Source organism: Falsihalocynthiibacter arcticus, assembly GCF_000812665.2.
Classification (GTDB): Bacteria; Pseudomonadota; Alphaproteobacteria; order Rhodobacterales; family Rhodobacteraceae; genus Falsihalocynthiibacter; species Falsihalocynthiibacter arcticus.
Genome location: NZ_CP014327.1, coordinates 4,286,230 through 4,309,322 on the forward strand (window position 1 = coordinate 4,286,230; position 23,093 = coordinate 4,309,322).

23 protein-coding genes and 2 pseudogenes are annotated in these 23,093 nt (G+C 53.0%); 12 read left to right on the forward strand and 13 right to left on the reverse strand.

The window, feature by feature from the left end:
* Positions 1 to 113: 113 nt before the first annotated feature.
* Positions 114 to 1,133, reverse strand: a complete 1,020-nt coding sequence (locus RC74_RS21070) for an AraC family transcriptional regulator (protein WP_039004115.1) — start codon at positions 1,131 to 1,133, stop codon at positions 114 to 116.
* A 354-nt stretch (positions 1,134 to 1,487) separates the two neighbouring features.
* Here RC74_RS21070 and RC74_RS21075 point away from each other — a divergent pair, with 354 nt between their 5' ends.
* The 3 genes and pseudogenes from RC74_RS21075 to RC74_RS21090 all read left to right on the forward strand — a co-directional run bounded on the left by RC74_RS21075 (position 1,488) and on the right by RC74_RS21090 (position 5,590).
* Positions 1,488 to 2,987: an arylsulfatase gene (locus tag RC74_RS21075; RefSeq protein WP_218918100.1), complete on the forward strand. Its 1,500-nt coding sequence runs from the start codon at positions 1,488 to 1,490 to the stop codon at positions 2,985 to 2,987.
* A gap of 289 nt (positions 2,988 to 3,276) precedes the next feature.
* A pseudogene (locus RC74_RS23270) lies at positions 3,277 to 3,980 on the forward strand (SphA family protein).
* A gap of 101 nt (positions 3,981 to 4,081) precedes the next feature.
* Complete coding sequence (locus RC74_RS21090) at positions 4,082 to 5,590, forward strand: arylsulfatase (protein WP_062628402.1); 1,509 nt, start codon at positions 4,082 to 4,084, stop codon at positions 5,588 to 5,590.
* 241 nt (positions 5,591 to 5,831) lie between these two features.
* On the opposite strand, the gene RC74_RS21095 is transcribed toward RC74_RS21090, so the two are convergent.
* The 5 genes from RC74_RS21095 to RC74_RS21110 form a co-directional block, all read right to left on the reverse strand.
* Positions 5,832 to 6,218 carry a formylglycine-generating enzyme family protein gene (locus tag RC74_RS21095; protein WP_062628403.1) on the reverse strand — a complete coding sequence of 129 codons (387 nt, stop codon included), beginning with the start codon at positions 6,216 to 6,218 and terminating at the stop codon, positions 5,832 to 5,834.
* 513 nt (positions 6,219 to 6,731) lie between these two features.
* Positions 6,732 to 6,863, reverse strand: a complete 132-nt coding sequence (locus RC74_RS23620) for a helix-turn-helix domain-containing protein (RefSeq protein ID WP_335339562.1) — start codon at positions 6,861 to 6,863, stop codon at positions 6,732 to 6,734.
* Between the two features lie 224 nt (positions 6,864 to 7,087).
* Positions 7,088 to 8,659, reverse strand: a complete 1,572-nt coding sequence (gene tnpC, locus RC74_RS21100; RefSeq protein ID WP_062628145.1) for an IS66 family transposase — start codon at positions 8,657 to 8,659, stop codon at positions 7,088 to 7,090.
* A gap of 54 nt (positions 8,660 to 8,713) precedes the next feature.
* Positions 8,714 to 9,067 carry an IS66 family insertion sequence element accessory protein TnpB gene (tnpB, locus tag RC74_RS21105; RefSeq protein ID WP_039000107.1) on the reverse strand — a complete coding sequence of 118 codons (354 nt, stop codon included), beginning with the start codon at positions 9,065 to 9,067 and terminating at the stop codon, positions 8,714 to 8,716.
* Positions 9,064 to 9,447, reverse strand: a complete 384-nt coding sequence (locus tag RC74_RS21110) for a transposase (protein WP_039000108.1) — start codon at positions 9,445 to 9,447, stop codon at positions 9,064 to 9,066. The genes tnpB and RC74_RS21110 overlap by 4 nt, the downstream gene beginning before the upstream one ends.
* A 93-nt stretch (positions 9,448 to 9,540) precedes the next feature.
* On the opposite strand from RC74_RS21110, the gene RC74_RS21115 reads away from it, so the two are divergent.
* A complete protein-coding gene (locus RC74_RS21115; RefSeq protein WP_156477541.1) occupies positions 9,541 to 9,885 on the forward strand; it encodes a hypothetical protein in 345 nt (114 codons plus the stop codon).
* Positions 9,886 to 10,063: 178 nt separating this feature from the next.
* Here RC74_RS21115 and RC74_RS21120 read toward each other — a convergent pair whose 3' ends face one another.
* Positions 10,064 to 10,324 (reverse strand): DUF2312 domain-containing protein, encoded by a 261-nt coding sequence (locus tag RC74_RS21120; protein ID WP_039002604.1) that lies wholly within the window; start codon positions 10,322 to 10,324, stop codon positions 10,064 to 10,066.
* A 132-nt stretch (positions 10,325 to 10,456) separates the two neighbouring features.
* Between RC74_RS21120 and RC74_RS21125 the strand changes: the two genes are divergently transcribed.
* Positions 10,457 to 10,672, forward strand: a complete 216-nt coding sequence (locus RC74_RS21125) for a hypothetical protein (protein WP_039002502.1) — start codon at positions 10,457 to 10,459, stop codon at positions 10,670 to 10,672.
* Positions 10,673 to 10,681: 9 nt separating this feature from the next.
* Here the strand turns inward: RC74_RS21125 and RC74_RS21130 are convergent, their stop codons facing one another.
* Positions 10,682 to 10,894: a hypothetical protein gene (locus RC74_RS21130; RefSeq protein WP_039002504.1), complete on the reverse strand. Its 213-nt coding sequence runs from the start codon at positions 10,892 to 10,894 to the stop codon at positions 10,682 to 10,684.
* A gap of 151 nt (positions 10,895 to 11,045) precedes the next feature.
* Here RC74_RS21130 and RC74_RS21135 point away from each other — a divergent pair, with 151 nt between their 5' ends.
* The 3 genes from RC74_RS21135 to RC74_RS21145 are packed head-to-tail and all read left to right on the forward strand — an operon-like array spanning position 11,046 to position 12,330.
* Positions 11,046 to 11,465, forward strand: coding sequence for a YeeE/YedE family protein (locus RC74_RS21135; protein ID WP_039002505.1), 420 nt, complete (start codon positions 11,046 to 11,048; stop codon positions 11,463 to 11,465).
* Positions 11,465 to 11,884, forward strand: coding sequence for a DUF6691 family protein (locus RC74_RS21140; protein WP_039002506.1), 420 nt, complete (start codon positions 11,465 to 11,467; stop codon positions 11,882 to 11,884). The genes RC74_RS21135 and RC74_RS21140 overlap by 1 nt, the downstream gene beginning before the upstream one ends.
* A gap of 20 nt (positions 11,885 to 11,904) precedes the next feature.
* Positions 11,905 to 12,330, forward strand: coding sequence for a protein tyrosine phosphatase family protein (locus RC74_RS21145; protein WP_039002508.1), 426 nt, complete (start codon positions 11,905 to 11,907; stop codon positions 12,328 to 12,330).
* A gap of 7 nt (positions 12,331 to 12,337) precedes the next feature.
* Here RC74_RS21145 and RC74_RS21150 read toward each other — a convergent pair whose 3' ends face one another.
* The 5 genes and pseudogenes from RC74_RS21150 to RC74_RS21170 form a co-directional block, all read right to left on the reverse strand.
* On the reverse strand, positions 12,338 to 13,492 hold the full coding sequence (locus RC74_RS21150) for a FliM/FliN family flagellar motor switch protein (protein WP_039002510.1): 1,155 nt from the start codon (positions 13,490 to 13,492) through the stop codon (positions 12,338 to 12,340).
* Positions 13,493 to 13,585: 93 nt separating this feature from the next.
* Positions 13,586 to 16,316, reverse strand: a pseudogene (locus tag RC74_RS21155) (ATP-binding protein).
* 2 nt (positions 16,317 to 16,318) lie between these two features.
* Complete coding sequence (locus RC74_RS21160) at positions 16,319 to 16,600, reverse strand: hypothetical protein (protein WP_052274861.1); 282 nt, start codon at positions 16,598 to 16,600, stop codon at positions 16,319 to 16,321.
* Entirely contained in the window at positions 16,597 to 16,965 is a 369-nt protein-coding gene (locus RC74_RS21165; protein WP_039002511.1) for a response regulator transcription factor, read from the reverse strand. The genes RC74_RS21160 and RC74_RS21165 overlap by 4 nt, the downstream gene beginning before the upstream one ends.
* Before the next feature lie 137 nt (positions 16,966 to 17,102).
* Positions 17,103 to 18,365, reverse strand: coding sequence for a helix-turn-helix domain-containing protein (locus RC74_RS21170; protein WP_169798763.1), 1,263 nt, complete (start codon positions 18,363 to 18,365; stop codon positions 17,103 to 17,105).
* A gap of 229 nt (positions 18,366 to 18,594) precedes the next feature.
* Here RC74_RS21170 and RC74_RS21175 point away from each other — a divergent pair, with 229 nt between their 5' ends.
* The 4 genes from RC74_RS21175 (at position 18,595) to RC74_RS21190 (ending at position 23,084) form a co-directional block, all read left to right on the forward strand.
* Complete coding sequence (locus RC74_RS21175) at positions 18,595 to 19,956, forward strand: substrate-binding protein (RefSeq protein WP_039002512.1); 1,362 nt, start codon at positions 18,595 to 18,597, stop codon at positions 19,954 to 19,956.
* A 97-nt stretch (positions 19,957 to 20,053) separates the two neighbouring features.
* The gene (locus RC74_RS21180; RefSeq protein WP_039002513.1) at positions 20,054 to 21,085 is read left to right on the forward strand and encodes a branched-chain amino acid ABC transporter permease; all 1,032 of its coding nucleotides are present in this window, start codon (positions 20,054 to 20,056) and stop codon (positions 21,083 to 21,085) included.
* A gap of 2 nt (positions 21,086 to 21,087) precedes the next feature.
* Entirely contained in the window at positions 21,088 to 22,311 is a 1,224-nt protein-coding gene (locus tag RC74_RS21185) for a branched-chain amino acid ABC transporter permease (RefSeq protein WP_039002514.1), read from the forward strand.
* Between the two features lie 14 nt (positions 22,312 to 22,325).
* Positions 22,326 to 23,084, forward strand: coding sequence for an ABC transporter ATP-binding protein (locus RC74_RS21190; RefSeq protein ID WP_039002515.1), 759 nt, complete (start codon positions 22,326 to 22,328; stop codon positions 23,082 to 23,084).
* The last annotated feature ends 9 nt before the right edge of the window (positions 23,085 to 23,093 follow it).

Below are 23,093 nucleotides of genomic sequence, written 5' to 3' on the forward strand. Positions count from 1 at the left end.
CCTAAAAAGGTTGGTTGAATAGGCTAAGTTGAGCTCAAAAACTGTGCTGCCCCCCCCTTTGTCAACGAGGGTGGGCCAGCGCTCTAGATTGCAACAGTCTTATAACTCTGGGCCTATGTTTCCCTGTGGGTTCTGTTGTGACGATATTCACTTGGACTCACGCCCGTCATCCGACGAAACGCTCGCGAGAAGTGCTGAGGGTTTTCGTAGCCAGACATCATTGCGACATCACGGACCTTTGTTGTGCTGTCGGATAACATTGTGCGCGCAACTTCGAAGCGCGCTTCCTGAACCAAATCGCCGTAACTTGTGCCACACAACATCAAACGTCGTTGCAGTGTGCGCGTGCTCATTCCAGCCAACTCCGCGGTCGACACAAGATCCGAACGCCCGTCCGAGGGATATGGTTGAATCATATTCCGCAATGCACTTTTGAAGGCCCAGCTTTCTTCACAATTCAAAGCAAGAGGTTCCTCTCCCCGAACCGCATCTTTCGACGCCATTTCAGTGCACGATTGCGAAAGAAGCTGTGCCTCTATGAGCACCGACGTATTTGGCTGCCCCGTAAGAACTATGGTGTTCGGAAAAGCTGCTTGGGCGCTTTCAGGAACCTGAAAGCCAGCAACGAAAGTAATCTCCGGCGGAGACCAGCCCTCCGATGCAATACTTTGAACGACAGCGATAACAGCACGAAGGTTTAGCCACTGTGCCAGACAGGCATAGGGATGCTGATCTAGGCTCAAATTCTCGATAATCAGGCGTACGTTATCTCCTTCGCGGCTCATGCGAGGGGTGACTGAGTTGTCTTCAAGCGCATGCAAACGAAAAAACCGTTCAATCCGAGCAAGCCCTGTTGGCGCATCAAGTACGGCCGCAAGCATGGCGCCATCTAGGCTATCAAGAGTCAACCCCTCTGAAGCGAGAAAGCCGAGTTCCATTGGCGCAAGGTCATACCCCGTGCGCGCAATCCATTCTAAAGCAAGGGGAAGGCTGATAAAGGCATCTGGTTGTTCCTCTATGAGCCTAGGAAGTCGAGAACTCGACAATTGGCGCTCAACAGGAATACCCACGTCGCGAAAGATATCGATATATATTTGGAGGTATGCCGCCCGAGTAATGAGGGGTTGTTTCATGTTCGTACCATCAGCTTTTCTCTGGGCGGTATATTAAACTTCGCGGTATAATTGACGCAATTCAGGTGGCGAAGCAATTGTCTTTCTACGGCTCTCCGTTTTCCAGTTGATGAAAACCCGCGATAATTCCACGAATTTCACGTCCAAATGTACAGCTTTATACTTTGGCGCGTAATGGTCTTTACTTCGTTCAATCACGCAGTAGTTCCTTCAAACGGAAAGACATACGAAAATTCAAGTAGGATGAAGGCTTTCCAAACCAGAAATAGGTGCCTCCTAAACTATACATCCAACAAATGGCCCTGCGGGATAACGGGCTGGTGATTGCAAAAATACTTTCGGAGATTGATGAAGATGGACCTTAAATCCAAGCTCTTACACGCTGTTCTCGGAGCGTTTTTCGCTGCCGCTAGTCCAGTTTTCGCGCAGGAGACCCCCAACGTGGTCTTCATTCTCGCCGATAACGTCGGATTTGGCGACATGGGGCCATATGGTGGCGGTGAGTTGCGTGGCATGCCCACCCCCATCACGGATCAGCTTGCTCGCGAGGGGTTAACGCTCACCCAGTTTCTCGTCGAGCCATCTTGTACTCCGTCACGCGCAGCTTTGATGACAGGCCAATATTCAATCCGCAACGGCCTCTCGCTGTTCATTATTCCGGGTACGCCCAATACCCTCCCCAAGACTGCGTTTACAATGGGGCAACTCTTCAAGGATGCGGGATACTCCACGGCAATTTATGGCAAATGGCACCTTGGGATCGACGCGCAAAGCCTCCCCTCCGCGCATGGGTTCGACACGTTCTATGGCATTCCTCCGAATACATCTTGGGATTCTGCGGCAACCGTGCCGGGCGTCATGTTAAGCCACAGTGCTGGGGACGTTCCCGAGAAGGACCTCATCGATAAGGGGCCTTGGATCATGGAGCAAAAGGCTGGCGGCGAATTGAAAAAGGTGAAGCCTTTTACACTCGAGGAACGCGCCAAAATTGACGTCGATCTGACCCAGAAATCCGTCGCTTTTATCAAAGAACAGGCCGCCGCCAAAAAACCGTTCTTTCTTTACCTCCCGTTTTCGATGGGCCATTCGCCCAACCTCCCTTCTAAGGACTTCGCGGGGAAATCTCGGATCGGTGAATACGGTGACAAGATCATGGAGGGCGACCATCATGTCGGCCAAGTGTTTGATGCTCTGAAGGAGGCGGGTGTCGACGACAATACAATTGTCGTATTTGCCTCGGACAATGGCCCAACAGGTCTTGAATTCAGCAATTGGAGCGCACTTGGCGCACCCGACATGGGAAGTTCTGGCCCGTTCCGAGGGAGGCTTGGCGCGGGAACTGAAGGGTCCATCCGAACGTTTGCCTTCATTCGCTGGCCCGGCCATGTGAAGCCGAACACGGATTCTTATGCGATGTTCTCGATCATGGACTTCCTGCCGACGTTTGCCGCTATTCTTGGCAAAGAACTCCCGAAAGATCGTCCTATCGACGGTGTCGATCAGACCAAGGTTCTAACAGGGGAAAGTGAAGCCGGCGCGCGTGAAACCTTGCTGAGCTTTATCGGCGCGGATCTTGTTGCGGCGCGGTGGAAACAATGGCGGATTTATTTCAAAGACGAGGTTCGGACAGGGAGCGGCCACCTTCAGTTGGGAGGAGCAGACACCGGTTTTATAGACCGCGCATATCCTTCGGTCTATAATATCGAAATGGACCCACATGAAGACGTCAATGTTGGCGGAAATTTCATTTGGGCTATGGAACCGGCGCTGAAGGCCGTTATGGAATACGAAGCGACGTTAAAGGACCACCCAAACCCCAAGCCCGCCAACGTGACGAATTTTGGTGGGAATTAGGGAAATGGAAATACAGAAGGATACTGCAATGACTCACAAAACACGCCGAACCTCTTTTCTAGCGACGTTGTTTCTTGCAGGCGGGCTTGCCTTGCCGGCAAGTGCCGACGAGGGGGGCGTCGCGTTTTGGTTTTCGGGGCAATACGGGAGCTTTGCTGCTGTACCCGCGACACCTGGCTGGTCTGTGCCAATTCAAGGGTATCGTTATGGCGGTGGCGCTTCTGGGTCCAAACAATTGAAGCGCGGTAATACGGCAACGGCAAATCTCAATTCTACCGTACCGTTACTTATGGCGCAGCCAACCTATGCGCCGGAAACCAAACTCTGGGGTGGTCAACTAGCCATTGGCTTAGGGTTCGGTTGGGGCAACAACACGACCGACGCCGGCCTTGCGGTCACCGGTATCACCACCGAGCTGGATCGCAGCGATTCCGTGACGGGCTTTACCGATCTCTACCCCATCGTCAGCCTGGCTTGGAACGAGGGTAATAACAACTGGATGACCTATATCACCGGCGACATCCCCACGGGCGATTACGATTCAAGCCGCCTTGCGAATATCGGCATTGGCCACGGCGCGGTCGATGTGGGTGGGGGTATACCTATTTTGACGCAGCAAAGGGCATCGAGTTTTCCTCTGTCGTGGGCGTCACCTACAACCTTGAAAACAGCGACACGGGGTATCGGAACGGGATCGACGCACACTTAGATTGGTCCGCGTCACGGTTCCTGAATGAAAACTGGCAAGTCGGTCTTGTGGGGTACGTTTATGGGCAGTTGACGGGCGACTCAGGCCCCTCAGTTCGCGACGACGGGTTAAAATCCAGCGTCGCTGCCATTGGACCGCAAATCGGCTACTCCTTTACCGTTAACGGACAGGCGGCCTATGCGAACTTGCGCGGGTACAAGGAATTCGCTGCGGAAAACCGCGTTGAGGGCACTGCAGTGTTCGCAACACTTTCAATCCCCCTTGGGCGCAAAGCGTCGAAGTAAACCAAGCAGGGATCGCGGCCATATTCTAGGTCGCATCTGCAAAACCGTTTCCCTAGCAATGCTTTGATTGTTGATGGAAGCAACACAAAAGAGGAAGATACATGAGACGAAACGCAGCACTTAAAACACTAGGCTGTGCATTGGTCGGTACGACAATGCTCGCTGCCCCGCCGGTGTTCGCCGAAGAAAAGAAACCCAACGTCGTATTCATCCTCGTCGACAACGTCGGTTATGGCGATTTCAGTGTTTATGGCGGCACGACGGCAACGCCACGTATTGATGAGCTTGCCAGCGAAGGCATCCGCTTTACCAACTACAATGTCGAAGTTCAGTGCACGCCATCGCGTTCGGCAATCATGACGGGCCGTCATCCTGTCCGCTCCGGCACCTATTCCGTGCTACCGCCCCCCGGTGGCCAAGACGGCATGGTGCCTTGGGAATACACAATCGCGGAATTGCTCTCGGATTCCGATTATGCCACCGCGCTTTACGGCAAATGGCATCTGGGCAACGTACAAGGTCGCTTGCCCAACGATCAGGGTTTTGACGAGTGGTGGGGCATCCCCAATAGTTGGGATCAGTCCGGCTTTACCAGCTATCCGATGTACGACTTGATGGCGAAAGAAATCCTCGCCAAAGAGGGGAAGACGGAATTGCTCAACGTCCCGCCACATGTCCTAGAAGGCAAGAAGGGCGAGGAATCCAAGCCCGCGATGGATTTGGATATGAAGGTGCGTCCAGTTATCGACGCCGACTACCTCATTCCGAAAACGGTTGCGTTTATCAAGAAACAAGCGGCGGAAGACAAGCCTTTCTTCGTCTATCTTGGCTACTCCGAGATGCACCCCCCGATCCAGTGTAATCCGGCCTTCGTCGGCACGTCTCCCGAGCGCGGTGGGATGTATTCCGACTGTATCGCCGAGATGGACTATCGTGTCGGTCAGGTGCTTGATGGCATCAAAGAAGCTGGCGTCGAAGACAACACCATCGTTGTTCTAAGCAGTGACAACGCCACGGGTGGTCTTTCTGGCGGCGCTGGCGCGAATGGCGGCTCAAACGGTCCATTCCGCGGCGATTTCTTCTACACACCTTTCGAAGGCAGCATGCGCGTACCCGCAATTGTGCGCTGGCCTGGTAAATTCGCCAAAGGTCAGGTGACCGACCAAATGTTTGCCGCAGTTGACTGGATGCCAACTCTGGCCTCCCTCGTTGGTGCGTCGAAACTGGTCCCCACGGATCGCCCCATCGATGGCAAGGACATTTCTGAATTCTTGCTCGGCAAAAGCAAAACCACTGGCCGCGAGGACTATATGTTCTTTGGGACAGATGGCGAGTTGATGTCTGTAAAATGGCGCAACTACAAAATGATCCAACGCATGACCGCAGGGCCAGCATTGGAAGCCATCGATCAGGCCTACATCGTGCCACAACTGCCGTTGTTCTTTGACCTGTCCAGTGACCCACATGAGGATTTCAACTTGTGGACCACGACACTGACCATGGCTTGGCTTTTTGACCCGATGCTCACAGCTGTAGGGAAATACGAAGAGAGCGTGAAAAAGTACCCGAACATTCCGGCGGGTGTGAAAGACTTTAAAGGGTATAATTAGTAAGCGAGTAAGCCCCCGCCCTGCTTTTCTGGGCGGGGGCTCAATTTCGCTTTTGTGGTAGTTAGACCTTGCTCACGCTGGATAGCGCCCGCCCAGCGGCAATTCATTTCCCGCGTTTCACTATATCTGGGATCACGCTGCGGTCAGCGCAAGATTTCTAAGGCCTCCGGCGGCGCATCATAAACAACCCTAAACCCCGTATGAGAACTCGAACTGTCCGGTGTATTCGACGTTCTTGCAGCTATTCTATTCTAAAACAATAACTTATATGGCACATAAACGAGCCGCCTTTTATCAGTCTATTCCCTTTGGCCGCAGCATTTGGATCACGCGCGGTACGTTTTAGCGAGCGCACCCGAAATGCTGCGGCATTCCACTCCCAAACATTGCCGACCATATTGTAAAGCCCCACATTGTTTGGCTCAAAACTGATTGCAGGGGCCGTTCCGATATATCCGTCTCCTGTGGTATTTTTATGGGGGAAATTCCCTTGCCAAATATTACAGGGGAAAAAATCGGTATCATTTGGCAATTCGCCGCCCCATGGTAACCGCACATCCTCAAGACCGCCTCGCGCCGCATGTTCCCATTCCGCTTCAGTCGGCCCCCCCCCCCAGTTGGCATACACTATCCTCTGTTGATTTTGTCACGGCTTAGTTCCGGTTCCTTTCTAGCAATATTTTACGCTCTGTATAACTTCTCCAGAGGTCACATCATTAACATACAGAATACCCCGGATGTCCAAATACGCGCACCCCTACAGATGAATAGATCATTAGGTAATATGCGTAGAAAATTCGTTATATTTTACAAGACGATAAGATCTGGCAGCTAAAGACAAAATCTAACTCTCTCACTTCGCGTGAATACATAATGAACAAAAAAAGACGACTTCAGCGGTCGGACACTGCTACAACCAGCGCGTGAACCCATTTAACGCCAGCTTGGCGGAAAAGTTGATCGTTCACATAGACCGGATTAGTAGAAACCCAACAAACTTCTCAGCCACAAAGGGGACGCCGATCTGCTGGCGAATCTGGCCGAATGGCCGGGCTTTTACTACTTTGCCAGACCACATAGTGCCCCAACGGGGAAGTCTTACGAAGCCCTCAGAGAAAGGCTCTGAAAGTCAATTTTCTTTTTACTCTGCTTCTTCAATCTTGCGAGCAAATTCCACCAAACTTAGACCAAGCGCATCACATAGCTGCCCGAGCGTTTCCAATTTTGGCTGGTGACGGTTTGTTTCGAGCATAGAAACGTATCTAGCGCTCATCTGTCCACGTCAGGCCAACTCCTCTTGCGACAAGTTCTGAGCCTTTCTTTCCTTTTTCAGGGCCGCGGCAAAAGCTATCAAAAGGGGATCATTTCTTAAATGCGCCATGCAATGACCAATCGCGCAACTGAATGAGGTCGTCCACGAAGTACTCTATGAAACTAGAGTGAAAAAATTAAGCAACAGAAGTGTGAGAAAGACCGTAAGCGCTGCTTTGGTCCCACCTATGCGGCGTAGTTCCACGGTAGCAGCTGCTCGATGTGCTTCTGCTTATGTCCGTTGACTATGGCTGTGAGGACGCTGGTCAGGTAGCTGTGCGGTTCGATTTTGTTCAGTTTGCAGGTCTCGATCAGCGACGCGAGCATGGCCCAGTTTTGTGCGCCAGCGTCGTGACCCGCGAAGAGCGCGTTCTTTCTTTGCAGGGCGATGGGGCGGATTGTGCGTTCTACGGCGTTGCTGTCCATCTCGATGCGACCGTCGGTCAGGAACAAGATCAGGCCATCCCAGTATTTGGCGATGTATTTGAGCGCTGCGCCAGTTGGAGATTTGGCAGAGACCTGCGTTCTTGTGTGATCCAGCCATATTTTGAAGGTCGCTACTTTTGGCGCAGATTTTTGCTGTCGCATCGCTAAGCGTTCCTCAGCGGATTGACCTCGGACTTGGCCTTCGATCCGGTAGAGGACTGCGATCTGTTTGAGACCCTCCTCGGCGATGGGGGCCACGTTATTATGGGTCAACTCATAGAGTTTGCGTCGTGCATGAGCCCAGCAATACGCCAGTTGGATCGGGGCATTGTCCCGCAAATTAAGCACGCGGTTGTATCCGGCATAACCGTCCACTTGCAGGATGCCACCAAAGCCCTGCAAAATCTCGGTTGCGTATTTGCCGGATCGTCCTGGCGCATAAGTAAAGGCCACCCCGGGTGCTTCTGGCCCATTCCAAGCGCGATCATCGCGGGCGAGCGCCCAGAAGTAACCTTTCTTGGTTCTACCTCGCCCAGGGTCGAGCACCGGCGCCGGCGTCTCATCCATAAACAGTTTTGTGGATCTCTTGAGGTGTGCCAGCAGAGCGTCATGGACAGGCTTCAGTTCATGCGCGGCTTTCCCAACCCAGAATGCCAGTGTTGATCGGTCGATATCAACGCCTTGCCGTGCATAGATTTGTGACTGACGATACAATGGCAGATGATCGGCATATTTGGACACAATCACACTGGCAATGGTGGCCTCAGTCGGCATGCCGCCTTCGATCAGGCGTGGTTTGGCAGGTGCTTGGACAATGCCTGCCTCGCAGTCACGGCAGGCATATTTGGGGCGGCGTGTGACAATGACGCGGAACTGCGCGGGCACGATGTCTAGGCGTTCGCTGACATCTTCACCTATGATGTGGCGCTCAGCGCCGCAGCCACAGATCGTGCTGTCGGGTGCAAAAACCTCTTCAACACGCGGCAGATGTTTTGGCAGCACACCACGCCCTTTGGGTGGCTTCGTCGCGCCTGCTGTCTTTGGCGGGTCAATCGCTACGTCCTCAGCATGGACGACAGCCATGGCTGTTTCGATGTCCTCCAACGCGAGGTGATATTGATCCGGATCGCCTTTCTCGGACTTCGCCCCGTAGAGCGCCCGCTTGAAGTCAGTCAACAGCTTCTCGAGGCGAATGATGCGGTCTTCCTTGCGTTGGATGATGCCGTCACGCTCGGTAAGGGTCGTATTCTGCGCACTGATATGGGCCTCGGCGGCCGCCAAAAGTGCTTTGAGCGCATCGATATCGTCAGGAAGATCAGTGGCGGATGTCATGGGTGTTTGATACCAAAAACCGCACCAAACTACCCGCCTAAAGCACCACCCGAGTCATTCTGCCGCAGCCGGTGGGCGGGTCTCCAATGCAGTCACGCGACGCCAATCGAGCCCCGCAAACAGCGTCTCAAATTGAGCCGGATCAAGCCGCAAAACGCCATCCTTGATGGCGGGCCATTTGAACGCATTCTGCTCAAGCCGCTTGTACGCCATGACCAGGCCGGTTCCGTCCCACCAGATCATCTTGAGGCGATCCGCCCGTTTAGCACGGAAGACATAGACCGCGCCATCAAAGGGCTTCTTGTGCAAATGGCTCTGCACCAGCGCGGCCAAACCGTCATGGCCTTTACGAAAGTCGACAGGTTTGGTCGCGACAAAGATCTGCACGCCATGCGACGGATGGATCACAGCGCAGCCGCGATCTCAGCGATGCGGGCCGCAGGCGTATCGGCGGCCAAGCGGATCGTTACTCCACCTTTGAGCAACTCAACGCTGGTCAAAGTGATGGGTCGTGTTGGAAGCACTTCAAGCGCCTTAGGGTTTGCAATCTGCACGGGCACAAAATCCATCCCATCCAAGTTGGGTAAAACAAGTTTACCCGTCCGCGCCATACGTCGCCAATCTGAAACGCTGCTGGGTATCAAACCATATCGCTTGGCCACCCCATTTACAGTCGCGCCCTCAATCAACGTTTCCGCAACAATCCGCGCCTTCAGTTCAAGAGGCCAGCGTCGCTTTCCGTCTGAACTGCGTGGAATCCTTGTGAGAAACTCATTCGTAGCTTCCATAGAGAAACTCCCTCCAAATTTATGAAGGGACGGAATCGCATATTAACCACCCAAGGGGAATGTGGGGTCAAACCAACGGTTACGAAAGACCAAATGGAAGACAAGCAACAATTACTTGATAGCCAGTTAGATCAATTGGCCAATGAGCTGGAAGCACGCATTTTGGACAAGCTTTCACGGAAGCGAAAACTACTTCCTCCTCAAGAATCAGTAAAAACTGCTTCCGAGAAAGCCAGAAAACCAAAAGGGCGGCCTCGCTCAAAATACCAAGTACTGTTGCACCTCAAGGTTTTGGGAGAGGACAAAGACTGGTTTATGGAAACGGCGCAATCTTACGAGGTCCTAAACGGGAAGCTATTTTCTCATTTACGAGCCCTTCACGAAAGGCACGAACGGACAGAAGAAGCGCTGATCCAAGCCTCAAGGGAGCTCGGCTAGGTCAGCATACACGCAAACCACAATACTGCCGCAGGCCCGACGCGCCTTCGCTATTTGGGGGCTACGTCGCGTCGGGCCTGCTACCGCTCTTGTTTGCGGCAAGTTTGACGGCAATACTTTTAAGCTAGTTTAAGGTAGCACTTGAAAGAGCAGCCTTCACTACTACGTGCAAACGCTTTTAAGTCATCCCCAAAGCTTCTTTGTACATCTCCATCACAGCTTCTTCTTCCGCCAAATCATTCGCATCGCGCTTACGCAGGGCAATGATTTTACGAAGGACTTTGGTATCGTAGCCACGGCCCTTTGCTTCGGACATGACTTCTTTTTGCTGCTCTGCGAGGTCTTTCTTCTCGGCGTCCAAACGCTCTATCCGTTCAATAAATTGACGCAGCTCGTCGGCGGTCACGCGATAAGTTGCATCGCTGGAAAAATCGTTCATCAGAAAACCCTCGTCGGTTTGTTTTGCTTTTTGCTGCGCCATAGCTACTCAACACAATCCAGAGCCGCAAGGGGCTTGCTCTGAATGCCGACATCCTTTAGGCGGCAAAACACTTGTTCTTGGAGAAAACGAATGGACATCCTGATTATCGCTGGCGCGGTGCTATCCTTGATCGGCCTGATTGGCTTGATTTATTGTATTGTTTCCGCGCTGCGCGCTCGCAAACAGGGCCTAAGCGATGAAGAGATGCGCGTGCGCTTGCGTGGTCTTGTCGCTTGGAATATGGGGGCCCTGTTTACGTCAATCCTCGGCCTTATGATGGTCGTAGCCGGAATTTTTTTAAGCTAAGTCAGCGCCTTAGACGGGAAGATTGTTGAAATAGTCTTCCGCGCTCTCGTCTTCCAGGGCGCGTTCAAAGGCTTCCAAATCCTCGGGAACTGGCAAACCAAGCGCGCGCATCTCAGACAGTTTTTCCCGCAAAGATTCTTGCAATATATGCACATCCTCTGGCGCTTTTTCAATTTCGTCCAACAAAAGCAGAATTGCCGTTTTTAAGGTCTCAAAAGCCATATTTCCTCCATACTCAACGCGATTCGCCAAAATAGCCCCACGTCAATGCTGTCAGTATACAGTGTTTTTGCGCTTCGGCCTTGAGATATATCAAAGTTTGCCTATATATCTTTTCATCCCAGCGGGGAATCACAGGAAAAGGTGTCGTGAAATGGATCAAAGTTGGATTATGGGCCTCATTGGCGGGCTCATCATAGGGTGTGCTGGAGCAGTATATTTGTTGATGAACGGCCGCATTATGGGCGCAAGCGGTGTCATTGGTGGTCTCATTGATGGGTCAGGTCGCAACATGGAACGCGGCGCGTTTTTGGCAGGACTTTTCATCGTACCCGCGATTTTGGCCGCCACGGTTTACCCCTCCCAAACCAACGTTACCTCCAACCTGTTTATCGTAGCCGCCGCGGGCCTTTTGGTTGGAACTGGCACACGCATCGCTAACGGATGCACATCGGGCCACGGCGTTTGCGGTATCTCGCGTCTTTCGTTGCGCGGCATCGTTGCAACCGTTTTTTATATCCTAGCGGGCGGCCTGACGGTCGTTCTGTTCCGTCACATCTTGGGAGTGATCTAATGCGCAACTTTTATGCTCTTCTCGCCGGAAGCCTGTTTGGCACAGGGTTGCTGATTTCTGGGATGACGGACACCCAGCGTGTTATTGGCTGGCTCGACGTTTTTGGATCATGGGATCCGACGCTCGCCTTCGTCATGGGCGGCGCTATCCTCCCTATGGCGGTGGCATGGGCTTATTCCAAAGGGCGCACGCCGAAATTAGGAGGCACATTCCCTGCACCACCTGAACCACGTCTTGGTCGCGGCCTTGTGGTTGGATCGGTTTTGTTTGGGGCCGGTTGGGGGTTGGCTGGTCTTTGTCCTGGTCCTGCGATTGCGTCCTTGAGCTTTGGCGGTGTGGGAGGCCTCACATTTGTTGCCTTCATGACGCTTGGAATGATTTTCGCGCCAAGGCTAAAATCTCGGCTAGAAACCGCCTAAATCGCGTGGTAAGAGGCGGTATGGATATTAAAACGATTACAGATACCTATGCCGTTTCTGCCCAGATTGAGCCAAACGATGTTCAGGCTTTGGTGGATGCTGGTTTTACCACGGTCATTTGCAACCGACCGGATTCTGAAGTTCCACCAGCCCTACAGGCGGCGGAAATCAAGGCAGCAGTGGAAACTGCGGGGCTGAAATTTGTGATCAACCCCGTCGTCCACGGGCAATTGACCCAAGCTATCCTCGATATTCAGGCCCGTGAGATCGAAACCGCGACTGGCAAGTGTTTTGCATATTGCGCTTCGGGAAATCGCTCAACTGTCGTTTGGGCCTTGGGAAGTGCCGGAAAAATTTCCACGAGCCAAATCATTGCGGCAGGCGAGGCGGCAGGCTATCAGCTTGAAGCCATGCGCAACCAACTCGACCTTCTCGCCGAAAAATAAGACTTTCCTAGTCAATTTGAATTGGGCTCACGTCCATCTCGAAATCAAGGTCTGGCAAATCGTCCATCGGCGGCAAGTCACCCATGGATGGAAAATCGTCCAATCCGTCGTCTGGCTCGTCCACTTCATCCGGTGGACTCATATCGGAAAAATCTTTTGGAACTCCGGTGTTCATTGGCAAAACGGCATCCGTCGCGGTGACAGGTATTGGCCCATCGACGGGTCCCATGGCCTCAAGCGGATTTCCATTCATTTGCGCCATCGAGGACTTTGACTGCGTTGTCTTGGCACCATCTACACCCGAAATTTTCACCGCGCGGAAACCGTTGGACTGGCCCAACGATCCCTGAGCGACGACGCTTCCATCGCTCCCTTTTACTTTAAGGGTGTTCACGGACATGCGTGGCAGCATAATTTCATACCCAACGACAAGATTGGGGACTTCGTCCAACGGCATGGTGAACGTATGCAGGGTCACGTCAATCTCCACCTCGGCTCCCATCACCCCTGCTTCGAGTTTTGTCGTCCATTTTTTGGAGGGACCGACATCCTCCGATGCTTTCATATCCACCCGCAAGCTCGGATAGGCGAGGATCAAGGAAGCAGGCTTGGCTACCTTGCCCAACCCCACTGCAATCTCAAAACACGCATAATCGTCTTCTGGCAGAACGAGGGGCAGATGGCGCTGATTTTCGATAACACGGGAATAGGAAAACCCAAGAAACCGCGGAAGTTCCTCCTTGCCCGCAAGCTGATGCACGAATTCGGCAAGAACGGCATCTAGAAATGGCTCTACCAAGGACGCATCCGTACGGGTGGGGCGCCGCGCAATCGGCGGATTCGGTGAGACATCCCCTATTGTTTGAATCTCAATCAGACTCGCCAATAGAGCCGCATCCGGAATCGCAATGCCGAGACGATCGTCCGTAGATTGTATGAGCATGTACAGGCGGTTGTCCTCAAGTTTACTGAGCAACATTTCGCGAGTGTGACTTTTCAGGGAAACATCCGACACGATCAACGGTAGGTCCAGCGCATGATCCGCCGCCTTTGGAAGAGCATTGCGCATCGCTTTGCAGGGCGTCATCAACGACAGGTCGGGGCTCTCCCCGACCCGCTCCATCAAACGTTTTAGTACTGATTGAACCGCGTCGGCAGTCATATTCCTTGAATTCCCAATGGCATACCCTCTGTTTTTGGGCAAACATGGTTGAGAATTCGTTACTAGTGGCCACGGCTTCGCAAAAATTAACCCTTAGAGCGCGATTTCCTCGCTTGGAAGGTCCAACATCGCATGGGTTACTTTGCGGTCAGGCAGTTTACTCGGGAATGAAACGCGGAACGCCGCGCCACTCTGCCCTGGTAAATAGCTCACTGCGCCGCCAAGATTGATCATGATCTCACGGCAAATCGCAAGGCCAAGTCCTGCCCCCCCGCAGCAGCCTGATCCCCAAGACGGGAGAATTTTTCAAAAATGAGCCCTTGGTTTTTGTTGGAAATCCCTGAGCCATTATCACCAAAAATAATCTCAATCTGCCCGTCCGGCTTTGGCGTTCGCACGTGAATACGCAGCACAGGATTTTCGGCGTCACAGTATTTTTGTGCGTTTGAAATCAGATTGATAAAGACCTGCGTTAAGCGATCGCTGTCGGTCCGCAGCGGAACCATTTCACGCCCTGTATCCCGTATTACTGTGATCGGATGCGCATCATGCGAAATACTTGCCGAGACCGCGCGATCAAGCAGCGTCCCCAATATAGCGTCCTGTGCATTCAAGCTGACTTGCCCGTTTTCCAGTACCGAAATATCCAGTAAATCGTCCAAAAGCCGCGTCAAGCGTTGGGTCTCGTCATGGATAATGCTCGAATATTTTTTACGCTCGGAATCCGTCATTTCTCCGTCCTCGCGCAGAATCTCCGAGAAGGCACGAATGCTGGTCATAGGGGTGCGCAACTCGTGGCTGATCTGGCTCAAGAATGCATCTTTCTGGATCGACAATTCAGTCAGTTTTTCATTTACTTCGCGCAATTGAAGCGCCGTACGTCCAAGCTCTGCGGTTTTATTCTCAAGCTGATTTGAGTACTCTAACATTTGCGCAGTTTCATCGGCCACCGCCATCAAATCCTCAACCGAAACTGCGGCCCCGCCGACAATCTGCCCAACCATAGCATGCGCGGTCGCAGCGCCAACCGATCCGGCCAATTCGCGCTCAATTCGACTGAGGAAATCTGGTGAAGTATCGGGCAGATACCCCTGTTTCCCTTGCGATTTCGCCGCCTGAAAGAATACTTTTTGCGCCTGATCCGCCCCCAGAATACGCTGCGACATTACTAGAAGATCTTCTGCTTCACCGCCATGCCCCCGCCACCCTTGCGCGGTCGTAGAATGCTCAAATGCGTTGACAATTTGTGCGCCTTGCAGTCGCTCTAACGGCGAGGGAAAACTCAGCAAAGAAGTCGTGCAGAACGCCAGAGTGTTCAGGAACATTGACCAAATCACCGCATGAACTACTGGATCCAAGCCTTTGATTCCAAACAATGATTGCGGCGCAAGCCAACTCATCCCGAAAGGGCCGTACTCCATAACAGAGGCACTCATAAGACCATTGGCACCGAGGCTTGGTAAAAACAACGCATAGGCCCAAACCGCAAACCCCGTCAGCAGGCCCGCGATGGCCCCAATCCGAGTTGCACCGCGCCAGAACATGCCGCCAACGAGAGCGGGCAAAAACTGTGCTACCCCCGCAAAACTGATCAACCCAATGGCCGCGAGCGCCGCGCCGCCGCCTGAGAAACGATAATAGATATAACCAAGCCCCAAAATGCCAGCGATTGATGTACGACGCGCAAGCAAAATAACACGCCGCACATCGCCCGAAACCGTCGCACCGCTTTGGTTTTTGGAGAGCCAAAGTGGCATTACAATGTGGTTTGACACCATCGTCGACAGGGCAATCGCCGCAACAACTACCATCGAGGTGGCCGAGGAAAAGCCGCCAAGGAAAGACAACATCGCAAGGCCGTTTTGGTTCATTGACAGTGGCAGGCTGAGAACGAATAGATCGGGGTTATTTCCAGGCAAAAGTTCGAGGCCAACAACAGCGATTGGGAGCACGAAGAGGCTCATCAAAAACAAATACAGTGGGAAAGCCCAGCTCGCCGTAGCCACATGGCGTTCGTCGGAGTTTTCTACCACCATAACTTGGAACATGCGCGGCAAACAGATGAATGCAGCCGCCGAAAGGAACGTCAAACTGATCCACCGGCTGGTGTTGGGGGGATGTCCGAAAGCGGCGAAGCGTCAATGCGCGCCAGCGTATCCCCCATGCCATCCGCCACGCCCCAGACCACAAATATACCGACGGACAAGAGCGCGACAAGTTTCACAACCGCTTCAACTGCGATGGCCGTCACCACGCCGTGATGGCGCTCATTGGCGTCCAGATTGCGCGTCCCAAACAAGACCGTAAAGACCGCAAGCCCGATCGCCACCCAAAGTGCGGTGGCGTTCAAATCCATATCGGCACCTTGGGCGCTATGCGCCGCAAAAACCGAAAATGATAGCGTAACCGATTGAAGCTGCAAGGCAATATAGGGCGTGGACCCGACGACCGCCATCAAAGTGACAATAACACCAAGCGACGTCGACTTCCCAAAACGCGAAGAAATAAGATCGGCAATGGAAGTGATCCTCTGCATTTTCCCAACTCGCACCAGTTTTCGGACAAACCACCACCACCCGATCATCACAATCGTGGGGCCGATGTAAATTGTCGCGAACTCAAGCCCTGAGCGCGCCGCATATCCAACGGCACCATAGAAGGTCCAAGCAGTACAATAAATCGATAGGGATAGCGTATAGACCAGCGGGGATTGTAGCCAGCCAAGCTTCCCTGCCGCTGCGCGTTTTTCGGCGAAAAAGGCGATGAGAAACAGGGCGACAACATAGGTAAGGCAGACGGCAATTAGCGCATTAAACGGGACCATCTCTAGGCCTCTTGGTCCGACTTGGACGCTTTATACTCTTTGCGCCCGATACGGTGCAACGGCTGGGCCAAAAGCGCCGCCAGCGCAATCAAAACGACCCACACCCCAAACATAAACAGCACCGACCCAGAGATCCCGTCATCGGAGCCATTACTGCGGATCAAGGTCAGAACGCCGACAAGAAGAATGACGCCCAACAGCGGCAAAAGTCGGGCCGCGTCCATAGTTCGACGCGCCCGATAGGTGGCATGTGCCACAAAGAGGGGGCGCGGTCGTTCGTTCATGCGGGGCAAAGTGTTTGCATAATTTCAAGGACTTCGGCGTTGGAGAAGGGCTTGGTCATAAAATGGCTCACCCCGTAACTCTCGGCCAATGCGCGGTCTTTGGTTTGGCCGCGTGCTGTAAGCATCAACACGGGCAACGTCGCGGTAGCTTCGATTTCGCGCAGCTCCTTCAGGATGTCAAACCCGCTTTTATGAGGCAGCATAACGTCCAAAATCACCACATCGGGTGCGACATCAAGAACCGCATTCACCGCCGAGCGTCCATCCGCATGGGTATCCACCCGCCAGCCATCACGCGCCAGAATAAAACGGATCGCCTCGACAATATTCGGTTCATCTTCAATCAATAGGACATGTTTGCCCATCTATCCCTCCCCTTTCGACAGCCAGTTCGAAAACCCCTGTCAGGAGGCCTCCACCTCCCATTTTACGTGCCCTGATTATTTCGATACTCTCACCTCATGTCAAAAGCAACTTTGATGCAACGCAATCGCAAAACCGGTTAGATACGGGTTACAGGCGCGTTTGACAGGAAAAGATCGGGCGTGGTCCCAATAATATCCGGCACAAGCGCTGCGGGTAAAATCAACATTGTTGCCTCTAGTTGCGGTGGCACATCAAACGAAAGAGGCGCGACCGACTGACAGATTGCATAGACGAGGAACTGGCGCGCAGAACTGCCCTGCCCCTGTTGAACATGGCGCCGCACGGGCAAATTTGGACAGCTCAGGGCTTGATACAGAGGCCATTCCGGATGCGCCCCCCCAAACCTTGGTAAAGGAAATCCGCCGATTGCGTGCCTCAACACCAAAGCCCCCGTGCCGTCACAAATAGCAAGGCCAATGGCCGCGTTTTCCGTTTCGACAGGGAGGGTCACGAGGCGCCGCATGGCAGCGGGTATGCTGGTGGAAAACGCGCAGGCCAGCTTTGCGGGGTCGTATTGTACTCGGATGGCCTCCTGCTGAAACGCTCCCAATGGCATTGCCGCAGCGTCTTGCACATAGCGTGTGAAATACTGGCGCGCAGCCTCTTGAGCGGCATCGCCTTCAATTCCTGCTGCAATGACAAGATTGAGAATATCCGCATCGCCAACCTCTAGCGCAGGAAGATGAAAGCTATGCTCTCGTAAATATGCCTCCAAAACGTCGATAGGAGTCCCCGCCTGTGAGGAAGCCGCCTCATCGCGATCAAGATACGTCACCAACGCCTGCGAAGACTCGGCCAAACGTACGGAATCCTCATAGAGGTTGCGCTGAAAACGTGTGCGCCACGCCTGCTCCATGTCTTGCGGATCGGCCAGAATAGCCGCAGTGGAACGGATAGCAGTCACGGTTGAGAGAACTTCATGCAGCGCCCCCGAGAGAATAGGATCATGTGCAAGCCGATCCGTCAGGGCCTCGACTTGGCGCTCCAACGCAGAAACCCGTTGTGTTTGACTGGCCAACAGCGCCGCCCACCCCGGAAACCGCGCGGCGAACCCCTCTATTTGGTCGATTTCGGCGGCACTCGCCATTTGGCTGGCCGCGGCCGAAAGCAGGCGGGCCAAAAGGGTGGCTTCTGTGCCCTCAGAAAGGGCCGACGCGTCAACCGCCAAGGCCCGTGCGATATCCATCAACAGTTTGCCGCCGATTCTGCGACGATTGTGTTCAATCAAATTAAGGTAGGACGGCGAAATGCCGACTTGCGTGGCCAAATCCCCCTGTTTTCGCCCCACGGCGACCCTTCGATCTCGAATTCTATGGCCTGTCAATTGCTGTGACGTCATGCTGACTCCCCCGAAAACCGCAATAAATGCAGTATTTTTCTGCACCTGCTTGTTAATAATTTTACACATTAATCTCCTTTTATGTCTATATCTTTACAAAAATATTCTTTGTTTAAAAGCTGTTGTTGCGAAATTTTCGAACCCAGACGAATACTGTTCATGTTCTGTAAAGGGCGAGTGGCATATGCGGAGGAGGCATATGTGACTTAATTCAATCGGGAGGATATGAATGTCCAATTTACTCACTCGTCGTGGTTTACTTAAAACCAGTGCCATCGCTGGCGCTGGTCTTGCTGTTCCCACGATTTTCACAGCGTCGTCCGCAGCGGCCTATACCAATGCCCCTGACGGCAGTGGCGTAACGCTTGGTTTTAACGTACCCCAAACTGGCGCTTATGCCGACGAGGGTGCTGACGAACTTCGCGCCTACCATCTCGCTGTTGAACACCTGAACGGTGGCGGCGACGGCGGCATGCTGAGTACCTTTAGCTCCAAGACTTTGGATGGCACAGGTATTCTGGGTAACAAAGTTAATTTCGTAACGGGAGATACACAAACCAAATCCGATGCGGCGCGCGCTTCTGCGAAATCGATGATCGAAAAAGACGGCGCAGTGATGATCACTGGCGGATCGTCTTCGGGCGTGGCTGTTGCAGTTCAAGGCCTATGTCAAGAAGCTGGCGTTATCTTTATGGCGGGCTTGACCCACTCGAATGATACGACTGGCAAAGACAAAAAGGCCAATGGCTTCCGTCACTTCTTCAACGCCTATATGTCGGCAGCGGCTCTAGCTCCGGTTCTTGCCAAGCTTTATGGCACAGATCGTAATGTCTACAGCCTTACTGCTGACTATACATGGGGTTGGACACAGCAAGAATCGATCCAAGCGGCGACTGAAGCGATGGGTTGGACCACGATCAATGACGTTCGCACACCACTTGCTGCGACCGACTTTAGCTCGTACATCGCCCCGGTTCTGAATTCCGGCGCCGATGTTCTGGTCCTGAACCACTACGGCGGAAACATGGTCAACTCGCTGACCAACGCTGTGCAGTTTGGCCTGCGTGACAAGATGGTCAACGGCAAGAATTTCGAGATTGTCGTGCCACTGTATTCCGAGCTTATGGCCAAAGGCGCAGGCGCCAATATTGCCGGTATCGTTGGTTCTCAGAACTGGGACTGGAAACTGGAGAACCAGATGGGTGCTCGCTATACTGGCACCAACGCGTTCGTTCAGTCCTTCGGCGCCAAATACGGATTCCCGCCGTCACAGGCAGCGCAGACCTGCTATGCACAGACCTTGCTCTATGCAGATGCGGCACAACGTGCGGGTACTTTCAACCCATGCGGTATCGTCGAAGCTCTCGAAGGCTTTGAGTTTGACGGTCTGGGCAACGGCCCAACACTCTACCGTGCTGCTGACCACCAGTGCTTCAAGGACGTTGTCGTTGTGCGCGGAAAAGAGAACCCAGAGAATGAGTTCGATTTGGTGGAAATCGTCGAGGTTACACCAACCGAGCAAGTTACCTATGCGCCGGATAACCCAATGTTTGCGGGGGGTGCTTTGGGTCAATGTAACCCAGGCGCTTAAGACTTGATTAACAATGGTTGGGCGCATGCGTTGCGCCCAACCCCCTTGGCCCTACAAACGTAGGCGCCCCAAATCATAAAAAAATCGGGTGGGGATAATGGACACGCTCCTTCTTCAAATTTTGAATGGGTTGGACAAAGGATCCGCTTATGCGCTGATCGCTTTGGGTCTAACTCTAATTTTCGGCACGTTGGGGGTGGTCAATTTTGCCCACGGTGCGCTGTTCATGCTTGGCTCATTTTGTGCCGTCACCTTTAGCAGACTCCTAAGTTTGTCATCCGTCAAGTTGGACGAGACAAAATTGGATTTTCTCGGCAATCCCACCGAAATTAAGACCCCTTATGTTGAAGCATGGTTCGGCCCCGAAACGGGTGCAGCCATCATCGACTGGGCGGTCCCACTTTCCCTCCTCCTTGCAATACCTTTCATGATCCTTGTCGGCTTCGTTATGGAGCGCGGGTTGATCAAACATTTCTACAAACGCCCCCACGCAGACCAAATCCTCGTGACCTTCGGGTTGGCGATTGTTCTTCAAGAAATCATTAAAGCTATCTTTGGCGCAAACCCCATTCCCACACCGGCCCCTGATATCTTTAAAGGTTCATTCGACTTTGGTTTGGCCCTCGGGATGGATGCGAATAAAATCATCTACCCCTACTGGCGCATGGTTTACTTCAGCTTTTCTCTCGTCGTGATTGGTGCAGTTTTTAGCTTCCTGCAGTTCACCACCTTCGGGATGGTTGTGCGCGCCGGAATGGCTGACCGCGAAACAGTCGGCCTCCTCGGCATCGACATCGACAAACGCTTTACGTTTATGTTCGGGATTGCGGCCGCCGTCGCGGGGGTTGCTGGTGCGATGTATACGCCAATCAACTCGCCCAACTACCATATGGGGATGGACTTCCTCGTGCTCAGCTTTGTTGTGGTGGTTGTTGGCGGTATGGGCAGTCTGCCCGGTGCCGTGCTTGCGGGCTTCATGCTTGGGATACTTGAGAGCTTTGCTTCCATGAATTGGATCAAAGACATCATCCCTGGAATTGACCAGATCATCATCTATCTGGTTGCAATTATCATTCTGCTCACCCGTCCTCGCGGACTTATGGGCCGCAAAGGTGTGATGGAGGAATAATCATGCTAGGTCTCAACAAAAAAGACACCAAATTTCTGCTGATCGTGATCGCTTTGACCATGCTGACGCCGTTTCTCACGCAACCTTTCGCCGAAAACTCGGGCCTTGCTCAGTTCAACGCGGGCTACCCTGATCTCATGCAACGCTTTGCGATCTATGGTATTTTTGCGATCGGGTTTAACATCCTCTTTGGTCTTACGGGATACCTCTCCTTTGGGCATGCGGCCTTTCTGGGCGTGGGCTCCTACTCCGCGGTCTGGATGATGAAACTCCTCACCGTAAACGTCATTCCCGGAATTATCTTGGCGATTGTTGTTTCGGGCCTCTTTGCTCTTGTGATCGGATATGTGTCTCTGCGCCGGTCTGGGATCTACTTCTCAATCCTCACCCTTGCCTTGGCACAGATGAGCTTCAATCTCGCCTATTCGGTGCTTACACCCATCACAAACGGGGAAACTGGTTTGCAATTGGCGCTCGACGACCCTCGAATCCTTATGGCGAAAAATACCTCGGGGTCGCTTCCAACGACCAATCTCTTTGGCCTTTCGATGAACAGTTCCGCCAAATGGGAAGTCCTTGGACACGTGTTCACCTTCAACGTTGGCTACTACTTCTGTGGCGTGATTGCAGTGATTGCCTTCTACATCAGCCTGCGCATCTTCCGCTCCCCTTTTGGGCTGATGCTGCGCGCGGTTAAAACCAACCAAACACGCATGAGCTATACTGGTTTGAATGCGCGTCCCTACACTTTGGCCGCTTTCGTGATCTCGGGTATGTACGCAGGTTTGGCGGGTGGTTTACTGGCCTCGATGGATCCCCTCGCGGGCGCCGAACGAATGCAATGGACCGCTTCTGGCGAGGTTGTCATCATGACCATTCTCGGCGGTGCAGGTACATTGATGGGCCCTGTCCTTGGGGCTGGCTTCATCAAGTATTTCGAGAACATCTTCTCAAAAATCAACGATACGGTTTTGCACGGTTGGTTTAATTTCCTACCTGATGGTCTGGAAAACCTCCTTGTGACGCTGATCCACCCCTTCGTTGGCAAAGGCTGGCACCTGACCCTTGGCGCGCTCTTTATGCTCGTCGTGATCTTCCTGCCAGGAGGCCTGATGGAAGGCGGACAACGCATCACGAAATGGATTAAAAACAAGCGCAGTGGCGGGGGGGATCCAAACTCTAACAAAACGCATGCCCCGAAACCCACTCCTCACGTGGCCGAATAAGAAAGGATACGAACATGGGTATTCTAGAAGTAAAAAACGTCGGCAAGCGGTTTGGGGGGCTCCAGGCACTCGGAGACGTCAACCTCAGCATTGCTGAAAACACCGTTCATGCAATTATCGGCCCAAACGGGGCCGGTAAATCCACCCTCCTCAACGTTTTGGTTGGCAAACTCATTCCCGATACGGGTTCAGTGATGTTCGACGGCCAATCTGTTTTGGGGCGTAAGCCGCATGAAATCAATCAGATGGGCATTTCCCGTGTGTTCCAAACACCCGAGATTTTTGCCGACCTCACGGTTTTGGAAAACGTTCTGATCCCCTGCTTTGCAAAACGTGACGGGTCCTACCGCTTGCACGCATTGGAAACCGTTGAAAACGAAGTGGACATCAACGAGCAAGCAGAAAAAATGTTGCTCGATGTGAATATGCAAGACAAACTGCACATGACAGCAAGCTCCCTCTCTCGCGGGGATAAGCGACGCCTTGAGATGGCCATGTGCTTGGTCCAAGAACCGCGCCTGTTGCTGTTAGACGAACCAACGGCTGGCATGGCGCGCGCCGATACCAATAATACCATCGACCTGCTCAAGGAAATCAAAGATAGCCGCGACATTACTATGGCCATCATTGAGCACGACATGCATGTGGTCTTCTCGCTCGCGGAACGCATCACCGTTCTCGCCCAAGGCACTCCATTGGTCGAAGACACCCCCGAAAACATCAAGGGTCACCCCAAGGTAAAAGAAGCTTACCTCGGCGAAACTCAGGAATAGGAGGCCCAC

Excerpts from the sequence above, each read along its gene's own strand:
- RC74_RS21070 (WP_039004115.1), bottom strand. The coding sequence starts at position 1,133 with ATGAAACAACCCCTCATTACTCGGGCGGCATACCTCCAAATATATATC.
- RC74_RS21075 (WP_218918100.1), top strand. The coding sequence starts at position 1,488 with ATGGACCTTAAATCCAAGCTCTTACACGCTGTTCTCGGAGCGTTTTTC.
- RC74_RS21090 (WP_062628402.1), top strand. The coding sequence starts at position 4,082 with ATGAGACGAAACGCAGCACTTAAAACACTAGGCTGTGCATTGGTCGGT.
- RC74_RS23620 (WP_335339562.1), bottom strand. The coding sequence starts at position 6,863 with ATGAGCGCTAGATACGTTTCTATGCTCGAAACAAACCGTCACCAGCCA.
- tnpC (WP_062628145.1), bottom strand. The coding sequence starts at position 8,659 with ATGACATCCGCCACTGATCTTCCTGACGATATCGATGCGCTCAAAGCA.
- RC74_RS21110 (WP_039000108.1), bottom strand. The coding sequence starts at position 9,447 with ATGGAAGCTACGAATGAGTTTCTCACAAGGATTCCACGCAGTTCAGAC.
- RC74_RS21115 (WP_156477541.1), top strand. The coding sequence starts at position 9,541 with ATGGAAGACAAGCAACAATTACTTGATAGCCAGTTAGATCAATTGGCC.
- RC74_RS21120 (WP_039002604.1), bottom strand. The coding sequence starts at position 10,324 with ATGAACGATTTTTCCAGCGATGCAACTTATCGCGTGACCGCCGACGAG.
- RC74_RS21125 (WP_039002502.1), top strand. The coding sequence starts at position 10,457 with ATGGACATCCTGATTATCGCTGGCGCGGTGCTATCCTTGATCGGCCTG.
- RC74_RS21130 (WP_039002504.1), bottom strand. The coding sequence starts at position 10,894 with ATGGCTTTTGAGACCTTAAAAACGGCAATTCTGCTTTTGTTGGACGAA.
- RC74_RS21135 (WP_039002505.1), top strand. The coding sequence starts at position 11,046 with ATGGATCAAAGTTGGATTATGGGCCTCATTGGCGGGCTCATCATAGGG.
- RC74_RS21140 (WP_039002506.1), top strand. The coding sequence starts at position 11,465 with ATGCGCAACTTTTATGCTCTTCTCGCCGGAAGCCTGTTTGGCACAGGG.
- RC74_RS21145 (WP_039002508.1), top strand. The coding sequence starts at position 11,905 with ATGGATATTAAAACGATTACAGATACCTATGCCGTTTCTGCCCAGATT.
- RC74_RS21150 (WP_039002510.1), bottom strand. The coding sequence starts at position 13,492 with ATGACTGCCGACGCGGTTCAATCAGTACTAAAACGTTTGATGGAGCGG.
- RC74_RS21160 (WP_052274861.1), bottom strand. The coding sequence starts at position 16,600 with ATGAACGAACGACCGCGCCCCCTCTTTGTGGCACATGCCACCTATCGG.
- RC74_RS21165 (WP_039002511.1), bottom strand. The coding sequence starts at position 16,965 with ATGGGCAAACATGTCCTATTGATTGAAGATGAACCGAATATTGTCGAG.
- RC74_RS21170 (WP_169798763.1), bottom strand. The coding sequence starts at position 18,365 with ATGACGTCACAGCAATTGACAGGCCATAGAATTCGAGATCGAAGGGTC.
- RC74_RS21175 (WP_039002512.1), top strand. The coding sequence starts at position 18,595 with ATGTCCAATTTACTCACTCGTCGTGGTTTACTTAAAACCAGTGCCATC.
- RC74_RS21180 (WP_039002513.1), top strand. The coding sequence starts at position 20,054 with ATGGACACGCTCCTTCTTCAAATTTTGAATGGGTTGGACAAAGGATCC.
- RC74_RS21185 (WP_039002514.1), top strand. The coding sequence starts at position 21,088 with ATGCTAGGTCTCAACAAAAAAGACACCAAATTTCTGCTGATCGTGATC.
- RC74_RS21190 (WP_039002515.1), top strand. The coding sequence starts at position 22,326 with ATGGGTATTCTAGAAGTAAAAAACGTCGGCAAGCGGTTTGGGGGGCTC.